Annotated in this window: 4 protein-coding genes and 1 pseudogene; 4 read left to right on the top strand and 1 reads right to left on the bottom strand. The window is 46.2% G+C overall.

Annotation, left to right across the window (positions count from 1 at the left end; genetic code table 11):
• The first annotated feature begins 186 nt into the window (after window positions 1-186).
• Entirely contained in the window at window positions 187-489 is a 303-nt protein-coding gene (locus tag QUB13_RS29760) for a hypothetical protein (RefSeq protein ID WP_333388526.1), read from the top strand.
• A gap of 202 nt (window positions 490-691) precedes the next feature.
• On the opposite strand, the pseudogene QUB13_RS29755 reads toward QUB13_RS29760, so the two are convergent.
• Window positions 692-2095, bottom strand: a pseudogene (locus QUB13_RS29755) (IS5 family transposase).
• A gap of 426 nt (window positions 2096-2521) precedes the next feature.
• Here QUB13_RS29755 and QUB13_RS29750 point away from each other — a divergent pair.
• The 3 genes from QUB13_RS29750 (at window position 2522) to QUB13_RS29740 (ending at window position 12214) form a co-directional block, all read left to right on the top strand.
• Window positions 2522-9085, top strand: coding sequence for a PAS domain S-box protein (locus tag QUB13_RS29750; protein ID WP_333388523.1), 6564 nt, complete (start codon window positions 2522-2524; stop codon window positions 9083-9085).
• Window positions 9082-10803 (top strand): two-component system response regulator, encoded by a 1722-nt coding sequence (locus tag QUB13_RS29745; protein WP_333388519.1) that lies wholly within the window; start codon window positions 9082-9084, stop codon window positions 10801-10803. Before QUB13_RS29750 ends, QUB13_RS29745 begins: the two co-directional genes overlap by 4 nt.
• Before the next feature lie 277 nt (window positions 10804-11080).
• On the top strand, window positions 11081-12214 hold the full coding sequence (locus QUB13_RS29740; RefSeq protein ID WP_333388516.1) for a hybrid sensor histidine kinase/response regulator: 1134 nt from the start codon (window positions 11081-11083) through the stop codon (window positions 12212-12214).
• Window positions 12215-13126 lie beyond the last annotated feature (912 nt).

Raw genomic sequence — 13126 nt, 5'->3', positions numbered from 1 at the left:
GCTTGGATGGCTCCGATCGACCAACCTCACGAAAACTTCATGTTCCCAGAAGAAGTTCTTCCTCGCGGTAACGCACTGTAAGCATCGCGAAATATCAAAAATTCCAACATTTTAAAAGGGTAAGATCGAGCAATTTAGGCTTTACCCTTAATGTTTAAAAAGCTCCCGCCTGGTGGCGGGAGCTTTTTGTTTCCAAGATTTGATCGACTCACCTACTCGGGACTTATAGCAGAAGAAGGGCAGTGGCGGGATTGGGAAATGCTACAATTATGGGCCGAACAAGGAGTGATTCGGTTGAAATACTTGGACGAATCCGGTTGCTACTGTCAAAGCCCTACCGACTATAGCTATAGTCGTCGTGGCAGTCAAAAACGATTGCGCCAAACACGCCGACGAGGCAGACGCCTCAAGATATTGGGGGTGTGGGAACCACAGAGTCGCGACGAATTAGCCTGTCGCGTGTTTGAAGACGAATACGAATTATCCTAAGCCATCATTAAAGCGGTTAATGCTAGAGCCAGATCAGGCAATTACCAAGTCGAACGTTTTATATTTAATTAGGGCTTGCTGAAAAAGTCAGAAAACAGCATTTAGAAAGATGAGTGAATTTGAGATCGCCTCGGTAATATAAGTTTTGTCAATTTTGTTCTTACGAAACATAGCTTTTACCAATGATTTAAGCCAAAAAACATCAAAAAAGGTTTTTGTTATGAAATAGACAGAAAAAAAGCCAAAAAGCCTGCCGTAGCAGGGCAGAAAGATTCATCACCAGAAAAGTTATGGCGATGCTTGTTTCAGAAGTATTATTAAGTTTAGCCATCACTCTACCGAGGCTGAATCTTCTTTTGGGCAACTCCCAAATTTCCCCTCAATTGAGTTACGAATTCCCTCGTCTAATCGAGCTTGTTCTTTTATTGCTTTGCTAATATTTTTGGCAGGTCTTCCTAGACGAACGCCGCTCATTCTTATACCGATTTCTTTGCACCAAGCTCTATTGTCTCGGGTTCGATATATCCGATCTACATGAATTGATTCAGGGTAAAATCCGGTGAATCGTTTAAATGCTTCTACTTGTATTTTTAAGTCTCCTGATTCGTTGAAATTATTCCAACTAATTCGGTCTAAAAATACGTACCCATTTCGACAACTGGCTGACAGTTTTGCCCCGAATTTAACGGATTTCCCGGCTTTACCTCTGACAATGGGGCGGATATGTGGTTGCTTTAAACTTACTATTCTGTCGGGAATACTATGTTCTTTCTTCTCATACATTGACAACTGTTGACGGTAGACTTCTGCAACTACTAACAGCATTTTATAATGAGATTTACTCAGCAACTGTAGATCACCCATTCGCTCTATATTCGTCAAATTTATTTGGATGTATTGCAATTTTTTTTAATTGCTTTTCTTCTTTCTTTTCGTCGTGGTTTGCGTTTTTTTGCTAGAGTTAGGTATTCTTTTCTGGCTCTGTTTCGATAGGTTCTCGGTTTTTTTTTACGGGTGACTGAATTTGATTGTGTAGAGCATCTATGATTTTTTCTGTATGTTCTCTTGCTTGATTTAATAGTCCTAAGTCCGTCGGATATTTAATGTCGGCTGGCGCGCAGGTTGCGTCTAATATTAATTTTCCTTGATTCTTAGGCTCACTTAGGTCTGATGACTTTTTTTCTACTTCCTCTCCTGGCACTTCAGTCTGGTTTTTGACCATTTTTTCATTGATTTTATTAACTAGGTTAACACCTATTCTTTGCCGAAAATAAACGAACATGGATGAGTCGAATGGTGCTTCATTACTATAACCACTCAAACCTAGGAAGTATTTTAGGTATGGGTTTTCTCTTATTTGTTCTACTGTTTCGGCGTCGCTAGTTCCTAATCTTTCTTTGATTATTAATGCCCCCAAGGCCATACGAAACGATTTGGCGGGCGCTCCCGTTGAACTGGTGAAATTTTTGGCATATTCTACTTCAAATTCTGACCACGGAATTAGTTTTTCCATGATTACCCAACGATTATCCTCTGACAATTGTCCCTGTCCGTTAAGGTCAAAGTTGGACGGTGCTTTTGGGGTTGGGTCAAGTTTTCGGTACATGAACGAAAGTGATACTGTGCATGGCTTTTGACTAATTTGAGCTGCGAGTCTTACATTTGATCCACGCCGATCACGAGTCAAAGTCTTTTCAGGTAAGGGTTTTAGGCTTATTCAGCAAGCCCTAATTAGGTTGACCTACTTATTAACGTGCAAAACCTCCTCCATTTTTCAGTTTAGGAACGCAATCGCTCTAATGCTGAGGTGTTACAAGTTGTTGTATAATGTAGCAATGCAGTAAAAGTGGTGGGATATTGCTCAATAGTGGAAATCTACTAAATTTAGTACCTAATTTATTTTCAATTTTTTTGAGCTAGCATTATTGTGGGTTTCCCAAAACCCCAACGGTCTCAACGTTTAAGAATTTTGCGGTTTTATTAACTTGTCTATTGCTAACGGGAACAATAAAGAATAAATGCTTGTACACCAATGTTTAACCGAGTCACAGCTCTCACCCCATCAGAACTAAAGTTGGCGATCGTCCGCGATCCCCTGATAGTTAAACCAGATACGACGCTAAAGTCGGCGATCGCCCTGATGAGTGGTGTGCGGACTATCTGTGATACTGCCCAAACTGTGGATGAGCAACTGGATGAACTCCTTCTAGATGCCCGATCGAGCTGCGTAGTGGTGGTGGAAGACGGACGATTGTTAGGTATTTTGACAGAGCGGGACGTGGTGCGCCTGATTGCCCAGCAGCGTTCTCTGGAGGAGCTATCGATTCGCGGGGTGATGGCATATCCAGTCATTACCCTGCACGAGTCTGCTTTTACCGATTTATTTTTTGCGAGTAATCTGCTCCAGCAGTATCACATTCGCCACATACCAATCTTGGACGAGCAGGATTGCTTGGTGGGGCTGGTAACGCATGAAACTCTCCAGCAAACCTCTCGCCCTGTAGATCTCTTGCGGTTGCGCCTGGTGTCTGAGGTGATGACGAGTGAGGTCATTTGTGCCGCGCCGGACAGTTCCATGCTGGAGATCGCTCAACAGATGGCAAAGCACCACGTCCGTTCTGTCATGATTGTGCAACCCGGTGGCAGCCAAGCCGCACCGCTACACATTCCGGTGGGGATTCTGACTGAGCGGCATATTGTACAGTCTCAGGCATTGGGCTTGAATCTAGAAACCTGTCTGGCTCAAGCGGTGATGAGTACGCCGATTTTTGCCGTTAGACCCGACGATTCGCTCTGGACTGTGCAGCAAATCATGGAGCAGCGCTTGATTCGTCGGTTGGCGGTGACAGGTGAGCAAGGGGAGCTATTGGGCATTGTTACCCAGACCAATTTGCTGCAAGTCCTCAACCCACTGGAGCTATACAGGCTGGTGGAGGTGTTGGAAGAAAAGGTGGTGCGGTTAGAGGCGGAAAAGGTTCAGTTGCTGGAAAATCGCACCGTTGAACTAGAGCAGAAAGTTGAAGCCCGGACGAGCGCCCTCCAGATTAAGGCAGAACGGGAGCAACTGGTGTCCGCGATCGCCACCCAAAGTCGATCGTCTCTGAGCCTGCAAACCATTCTGGACACAACCGTGGCACAGGTGCGGCAATTGCTGGGCTGCCAGCGCGTTAACATTTGGCAGTTTGAAGCAAATTGGCAAACGATCGCCGTTGCCGAGTCCACTGACTCGTCACTCTCCCTAGTGGGCGAGCGGATTAACGACACCTGTTTTAGACAAGACCGCATAGAGAGTTATCGCCAGGGGCAGATTCGCGTCGTGCCTGATATCTATACGACTGAAATGTCAGACTGTCACCGCGACAGGCTGATCCGTCTCCAGACCCGCGCCAAAATTTTGGTACCGCTCCTGTGTGGCGACCAACTGTGGGGCTTGCTCAATGTCACTGAAAGCCACGCCCGCGAGTGGCGACCGGCAGAGGTCGAACTGCTGCAAGCCTTATCATTGCAACTGACAATCGCCCTTCAGCAAGCCACCACACACCAAAAATTGCAGGATCAATTGACCGAGCGCCTGCAAGCGGAAGCGCGGCTGCGGGAGAGTGAACAGCGCTATGCTACCCTGACCGCCGCTGCCCCGGTAGGCATTTTCCGCATCGATACCGAGGGCAACTGCACCTATGCCAACAAGCGCTGGTGTCAAATTGCTGGACTCACCCCAGAAGCCACCGCCGGAGCAGGATGGCGACAAGGGCTGCACCCCGACGATCGAGACAGGATCGCAGCGGAGTGGCAGCAATCCGACCAAGAAAATCGCCCCTTTCGCCTAGAGTATCGCTTTCAAAGCCCCGATAGCAGCGTGACGTGGGTTTATGGGCAGTCGGTGGCGGAGCAAGATGCCGATGGGCAAATCATTGGCTATGTGGGCACGATTACCGATATTAGCGATCGCAAACAAGCCGAAGCCGCCCTGATCCAGAGCGAAGCCCAAAGCCGAGCCATATTGGCGGCAATTCCAGACCTCATGTTTCGCGTAGGTGCCGATGGTATTTATCGGGAGTTCGTGAGAGCAAATCGCGAGATCGACTTTTTCCCCGCAGATTTCGATACTGTTAGTTTGGCGATGGTGGATGTTGTGCCAGCAGAGATTGCGACCCGACATCTACACCACCTAGAGCAAGCCTTACGCACAGGAGAACTGCAAATTTATGAACAACAGGTGCAGATTGGCGATCGCCTGCAAGATGAAGAAGTCAGAGTTGTAAAGAGCGGTGAAGATGAAGTCCTCTTGATGATTCGAGACATTAGCGTTCGCAAACAGGCTGAACAAGCTTTGATGCTTTCTCAAGAACAATTAAGCTTAGTTTTAAAAGGCTCCAATGACGGTTGGTGGGATTGGAATCTGATTGACAACAACATCTACTACTCTCCCCGTTGGTGGGGGATTTTAGGGTATGAGCCTGGAGAAGTTGAGAATGCGCCCGATCTATGGCAGCAACTAATGCACCCTGATGATTTAGATCGGGTCAATCAGTTTCTGCACCAACAAATAACAAATGGCGTTGAGTCTTACGAGATTGAGTTTCGTTTGCTGCACAAAAAAGAACATTATGTTCCAGTCATTGCGCGTGGTTTTATTTTGCGGAACGATCGCGGCACTCCCGTTAGGATTTCGGGTACCAATACGGATTTGACAGAACTCAAAAAGGTTGAAGAACAACTTCGGCAACTCAATCAAGCGCTAGAAGCCAAAGTCGCAAAACGTACCCAAGAGCTTTGGCAAGTCAACAGCCTTCAACGCGCTATCCTTGATGGGGCTGATTATTCTATCATCTCTACTGACTTAACTGGCATCATCCAGACCTTTAATACCGCCTCTGAACGGATGTTGGGTTACAGTGCCGCAGAAATGGTAGGTATTGCCACACCCGTAATCATCCACGATGTAAACGAGGTAATCGATCGGGCCGCATCCCTCTCTGCCGAACTGGGGCAAGATGTGCCTCCGGGCTTTGAGGTTTTTGTTGCCAAAGCACGCCAAGGCATTGTCAGCGAAGAAGAGTCGAGCTATATCCGTAAAGATGGCTCTCGCTTTCCTGTGTCGCTATCCATCACCGCCCTCAAGGATGCCAATCAGCAAATTATGGGCTTTTTAGGCATCGCGAAAGATATTAGCGATCGCAAACGAACCGAAGCAGAACTACAGAAACTATCAGATCGTCTCGGCTTGTCTCTCAAATCTGGCGCGATCGGTTGTTGGGAATGGAACCTGGGACAGAATACCATCCTTGGGGACGATCGGATGTACGAACTGTTTGGCCTCACGAGACAATCTGATTCCTATATGGTCTACGACTTTTGGATGAACACGCTACATCCCGATGACCTCACCTCCACCGAAACATTGCTCCAGCAAGCTGTCTTGGGACAGACAGAATACGATACCGAGTATCGGGTGTTGCATCCCGATGGCAGCATCCACTTTATTAAAGCCAATGGAGTGGTGGTGCGAGATGCCCAAGGCAATCCCCATACCATGATTGGGGTCAACTTTGATATTACCGATCGCAAACAAGCTGAAGTCGAACGACAACAGTTAATTCAAGAACTCTCCGCTTTCAAACTCGCCCTCGATTATTCCGCGCTTGTCGTCATCACCGATGCTCAAGGGGCGATCAACTACGTCAACGATCGCTTCTGTGCAGTCTCTGGATACTCCCGCGATGAACTCATCGGCCAAACCCATCGCATTGTCAAATCTGGCTATCATCCCTCCGCCTTTTTTCAAGACTTGTGGCGCACCATTACCAGCCGTCAGATTTGGCGCGGTGAAATTTGCAATCGGACGAAGAACGGTAGCCTGTACTGGGTAGCCAGCACGATCGTTCCCTTTCTGGACGAAGGCGGGCGACCTTTTCAGTATCTAGCCATTCGTTTCGACATTACCGATCGCAAGTTAGCCGAAGCAACGCTCCAGCAGGAAAATACCTTCCGTCAACAAATTGTAGAAAACATGGCAGAAGGGCTCTGCATTTTCTATGAAGTTGAGGAATTTCCCTTTCTCCGCTTCACAGTCTGGAATCAGCAAATGCAAGCGATTACGGGCTATAGCTTAGAAGAAATCAACCACTTGGGTTGGTATCAAAGTCTTTACCCGGATTCAGAAGCTCAAGAACAGGCGATCGCCAACCTCAGACAGATACAAGAAGGGGAAAGCTTTATTGCCCAGGAAAGGGAAATCCAGCTTCAAAATGGGCAGAAACGCACTATCGCCATTTCTGCCTCAATCCTATCGAGCAACGACGGACTGATTTATATACTGGCCTTGATCCAAGACATTACCGATCGCAAACAAATTGAGGCTCAATTAGCAGAGAGTGAAGGTAAATTCCGGCGGCTAGTAGAAGGAGGTAAAGATGTGATTTGGTCATCTGACAAAGATGGCACGATCACTTATCTCTCACCGCAATTCAAGAATGTTTTTGGCTGGGAAGAGAGTGAATGGATTGGTAAGCCGTTTAGAGAGCTGGTGCATCCAGACGAGCTCCTATTCGTGCATAGTGATTATGAGCAGAATATCAATTTTTCTAAAAACTCAAGTAATTCTGAGTTCCGACAACACCACAACAATGGTAATTATATTTGGGTGAGAAGCAGCATCACAGCTATTAAAAATGCTGAAGGAGTAGTGATTAATATCCAGGGAGTTTTATCGGATATCACCGATCGCAAACAAGCCGAACTGAGATTGGAACAACAGGCAAAACAGGAACGCTTACTGGGATCGATTACTCACAGGATGCGGTCATCTCTGAACCTGAACGAGATTCTCAAGGTCACTGTTGAGGAAATCCATCAGGTTTTGCAATCAGATCGAGTGCTAGTCTATCGCGTGTTTCCGGGAGGGACGGGGGCTGCCATTGCGGAATCTGTTTTGCCAAAATGGCCGCGTATTCTGGATATCGTCTTTCCTGAAGAGGTTTTCCCAGAAAAGAACTACGATCGCTATATCCAAGGAAGAGTGTATGCCCTCAGCGATCGGGAAGATGAAAACCAGTCAGTCTTACCCTGCTTGATTGAATTCCTCGCATCCATCCATGTCAGAGCTAAACTTGTAGTTCCAATTATTCTGAATCAAACCCTGTGGGGATTACTGATCGCCCATCACTGCGATCGTCCGCGCCAGTGGGAAGATTGGGAGATTAATTTATTTAAACAAACGGCTAACCAATTAGTGATCGCCATTCAGCAGTCTAATCTTTTTGAGCAATTACAGACAGAATTAGCCGAACGTCAACGGGCAGAAGCCCAACTGACCGAAACGAACGCCCAACTAGGCATTTCCAACGAAGAATTAATCCGCGCTACAAGGCTCAAAGACGCATTCCTAGCTAATATGAGCCACGAACTCCGCACTCCCCTCAATGCCATTCTGGGCATGAGCGAGGGGCTACAAGAGCAAGTCTTTGGCAGTATCAACGAACCACAAATTAAAGCTTTACAAACCATCGATCGCAGTGGCTATCACTTACTAGAATTAATCAACGACATTTTAGATGTCGCCAAAATTGAATCGGGTCAAATGGAACTGGATTACACTACAGTTTCCATCAATCATCTCTGTCAATCCAGTCTGGCATTTATCAAACAACTTGCATTCAAAAAACGCATCCAGTTAGAGATGAAAATACCACTGAATATGCCCGATTTATTGATTGATGAACGTCGCATCCGCCAAGTCTTAATTAACCTGCTCAACAACGCCGTCAAATTCACCCCAGAAGGAGGACGGATTACCCTAGAAATTAGCAGTCAAAGACGGGCGGGGGAGAGGGGGAGCGGGGGAGAGGGGGAGCAGGGGAGCGGGGGAGAGGGGGAGAGGAACTACCTACGAATTGCCGTCATTGATACAGGCATTGGTATTGCTCCAGAAAATATTAACAAACTATTTCAGCCTTTTATCCAAATTGATAGCGCTCTAAACCGCCAATATGCAGGCACAGGCTTGGGGTTAGCCTTGGTGAAACGCATTGTCGAATTGCACGGCGGCGAAGTGGGACTAACTAGCAAGGTAGGGGTAGGAAGTTGCTTCACAATTGACATTCCCTGTGCTGCTATAGCGCCCTCCTCTGGGATTGAACCGATCCCTCGCCGAACGTCTGACCTGGAATCCCAAAGTGCAACTCCGATCGAACCCAATCAGCTCGAACAGCAAGCATCTCCCTTAATCTTACTGGCAGAAGACAACGAAGCCAATATCACTACATTTTCGAGCTACCTGGGAGCAAAGGGCTATCGTATTCTGTTAGCAAAAAACGGACAGGAGGCGATCGCCCTGGCCAAGTCTGAAAACCCCGATCTGATTCTGATGGACATTCAAATGCCGGGAATGGATGGCCTAGAGGCAATGAGACAGATTCGCCTCGATCCTAGCTTAGTCGATGTGCCGATCGTTGCCCTAACGGCCTTAGCCATGACAGGCGATCGCGATCGTTCCCTTGCTGCCGGAGCTAATTATTACCTTAGTAAACCCGTTAAGCTGAAGCAGTTAGCAGCTACCATTCAACAGCTTTTAAATTCCCAGGAAGATAACTCATGAATGTACCATCTGTTTTGGTCATTGACGACGAACCCGATAATTTTGATGTGATTGAAACTCTCTTGAACGATCGAGACTATCAGTTGCATTACGCTGCCAGCGGGCAAGAGGCGATCGATTCCTTAAACGTCTTTGAGCCAGATGTGATTTTGCTGGATGTGATGATGCCAGGGATGGATGGCATTGAAGTTTGTCAACGCATTAAAGCTATGCCCAAATGGGAAGCTCTGCCGATCGTTATGGTGACGGCCCTGACAACCAAAACGGAGCTCGCAAGATGTTTGACGGCTGGGGCGGATGACTTTATCAGCAAGCCCGTGAATCGCTTGGAGTTAACAGCAAGGGTGCGATCGATGTTACGCATCCACCGACAATATCAGCAATTAGTAACCTTCAATGCCCGATTAGAAGCAACGGTGCAACAGCGAACCGCCCAGTTGCAAACCATGATTTTTCAGGATGCGCTCACACAGTTGCCCAGTCGGACTTTCTTACTTCAGAAGTTGGCTGAGGTTTTACAAGCTGGGGAATCCTCTTTTGCGGTGGTTTATCTAGACTGCGATCGGTTTAAACTGGTGAATGGTTCCTTTGGCTACGCTATTGGCAATCAATTGCTGATAGCGATCGCAGAACGGTTACAGCATCATCTGCGCCCCGGCGACGTGTTAGCGCGTATGGGTGAGGATGAGTTTTGCTTTTTGCTGCACCAAATTGATGATGCGATCGCCCTTGAACCATTTATCCAAGCTATTCTACGGGGCTTTGACACATCGTTTGTGGTTGCCGATTGTGAACTCTTTATGACTGCTTGTATCGGCATTGCTCTAGGCAGTAGTGTTTATCAACAACCCGAAGAACCCTTGCAAGATGCCGATACGGCAATGTACAAAGCTAAACTTCGAGGTAAAGGCTGCTATCAAATCTTCGATCAGCAGATGTCTTTGGCAATGCTGAACCGCCTGACGCTGGAAAATGATTTGCAGCGAGCGCTGGAACATCAAGAGTTTGTCACCTATTACCAGCCGATTGTGAATCTTCAAACCCAAAAGGTCGTTGGATTTGAAGCACTGGTACGCTGGCAACATCCGGATCGAAACATGGTTTTACCAGGAGAATTTATCCCCTGCATGGAGGAAACAGGGCTGATTGTGCCAGTCGGAATGCTGGTGTTGAAGCAGGCGTGTCAGCAACTGCGTGCATGGCATCAACGGGGCTCGACGCAGTTAACCATGAGCGTGAACCTTTCTGTGCGGCAATTTACTTGCCCGACCCTCTTGGCTGATATCGATCGGGTTTTGGCAGAAACCGCCGTCAACCCCGCTCACCTGAAACTGGAAATTACCGAAAGCGCGATCGTGGACAATGCTCAGAAGGCGATCGCGCTGACTGAACAATTGCGATCGCGGCAAATTCAGATCAGCATTGATGACTTTGGCACGGGGTATTCTTCCCTGGGTTATTTGCACTGTTTTCCAGTGGATAACCTCAAAATCGATCGCTCTTTTGTCAATCAGATCCAAGCAGGAAATCGCAACTATCAAGTCGTTAACACCATTATTACTTTGAGTAATCAACTCGAACTTGCCGTCATTGCCGAAGGCATTGAAACGACTCAGCAACTTCAGTGCCTTCAACAACTGGGCTGTGAATTTGGACAGGGTTATTTATTTTCTAAACCCCTCGCGGGGGCTGAAATTGAAAGGATTTATCTCAAATAGGTTGGGTTTAGCCTTTTGCAAAATGCTGGTTGAGGCACATATAGCCTTTCTCAGTAACATGAGGTGCTCTCGGATCTAGGGCATAGGGCATAGGGCATAGGGCATAGGGCATAGGGCATAGGGCATACCTCACTTTATTGAGAACTGCTATAGGTGCGAAATTTCTGTCAGAAGCAACCAACCGCCAGGAAGCATTTTGGAAATCACTTTGGCAGCACAGCTAAAAACTATCACCTAAACCCATAAAATTTTATACATTATTGCAGAGGTTACAACCATGTCTCAATTCTCTCTCTTAATTGTTGATGATGAGCCTGATAACTTTGATGTACTTGAAACGTTGTTATCAGAGCAGGAGTATGAATTGTATTACGCTGCTAACGGTCAAGAGGCGATCGCATCTCTAGATTTATTTAATCCCGATATAATTTTACTCGATGTGATGATGCCAGGAATAGACGGGCTCGAAGTTTGTCGGCAAATCAAAGCGATGTCAAAATGGAAAGCTGTTCCAATCATTATGGTAACGGCATTAAGCTCAAAATCAGATCTTGCCCAGTGTCTAACCGCTGGCGCCGACGACTTTATTAGTAAACCTTTGAATGGAATTGAACTGCGTGCCCGCGTACATTCAATGCTCAGAATCAAGCAACAGTATGATAGTATCCAGAACTTATACCACATCCAAGAAAATACCGTTAATGTCTTGGAAAGCACCCTCAATGAACTGCGTGGCAACTTAGCTTCTAGTCTGTCCCACGAACTGAATACGCCCCTCAATGGCATCTTAGGCACGATCGGGTTGCTCAAGGACGATCTCGAAGACATGGATATCGCCGAAATCCGTGAGATGTTAGGCTGGGCCGATGAATCTGCCCGTCGCCTAGAAAAATTAACGAAAAAATTCCTGATTTATTTAGAATTAGAACTATCCGCAAGTCGCCACCACAAGATCGAATCGGCCCGGACTCAATTTTCAGCTTCCGCCATTGAAGCCGCGTTGAAATCCCAGGCTCAGAGCTTCAAGCGTCACAACGATCTCGTGTTGGCACTTGAGGAAGCGGAGATCGCTCTATCAGACCGATATCTATCAACGATTGTCTATCAATTAGTTGATAATGCGCTGAAATTCTCCTCACCAGGGACAACCATTAAAGTTAGTAGTCAAGTTGTAGGGAAGATGCTGAATTTATCTGTACATGACTCAGGGCGGGGCATGACAGAAGAGCAAATTGCTAAAATTGGTGCCTTCATGCAGTTTGAGCGCAAGACTTATGAACAACAGGGCATCGGTATCGGCTTAAAAATTGTCAAGAAAATTGTCGAACTCGCAGGAGGAGAGTTCTCAATTACCAGTATCTATCAAAAGGAAACAACGGTAAATATCACTCTGCCGATTGTCGGCAATTAGCATGAGTTTTTATATCAAGCTCGGTGGCATCGTTATCGTATAGTGAATGGTGTCGATTCAAGGATTGCGATTAAACAGCTACTATGCCAAGGGCTTCCACATTATTTCGACTGAGAGTCAACCTCAAATGAAGAAATGCTCTTAATTCGCTTGTTTAAAGCTAATAGGCATTATAATTTAATAATCTCAGTTGAATTAAGGACTTGTATCTCTGACGGGGTGACAACCCCGTTAAAAGCCTTACCTATGGCGGTTTGAGACGTTTTGTAGTAAAAAAATGGGCGATCGTTCTCAACAACCCCCATAATAGTTAAAATGCTTCCTTTATTTTACCAAAATTGCTTGTCAAGCCAACTCAAAAAAACTGAATACTTAACTCTTGTAATCGTTGTCTGCCTTTTACAAATACACAAACAGGTCAGTATTGAGAGACTAGCTACTGTTTGGTCATATCCTGTACTTTTTGAGAGTCGGAGGCGCAATCTTCAAAGATTTTTTAAGTTGCCAGTCCTGCGAATTGAAACCCTATGGTTTCCCTTGGTAAAATACATCTTGAACACCTGGGTGGTGGAAAAGAAACTATGGAGCATGGAAGGTTGATGAAGCATGGTTTATTCTCACAGATTTAGGTTCATTATCGGCAGCTATCGATGCTTACAAGCAACGGATGGGCATTGAAGAAATGTTTAGAGATTGTAAAACAGGAGGCTACGATCTGGAAGGAACTAGCTTAAAATAAAATCGACTGATTAACATAATTCTGCTCGTGACACTCGCCTACAGTTCGGCAATATTTGAAGACACGTCTCTTCGGAAAAAGCAGGTAGAAAAATATGTAGGGCTTGCTGAAAAAGTCAGAAAACAGCATTTAGAAAGATGAGTGAATTTGAGAGCGCCTCGGCAATATAAGTT

It is taken from the genome of Microcoleus sp. B4-D4 (assembly GCF_036705185.1).
Classification (GTDB): Bacteria; Cyanobacteriota; Cyanobacteriia; order Cyanobacteriales; family Microcoleaceae; genus Microcoleus.
This window is presented reverse-complemented; position numbering and strand designations above follow the sequence as displayed.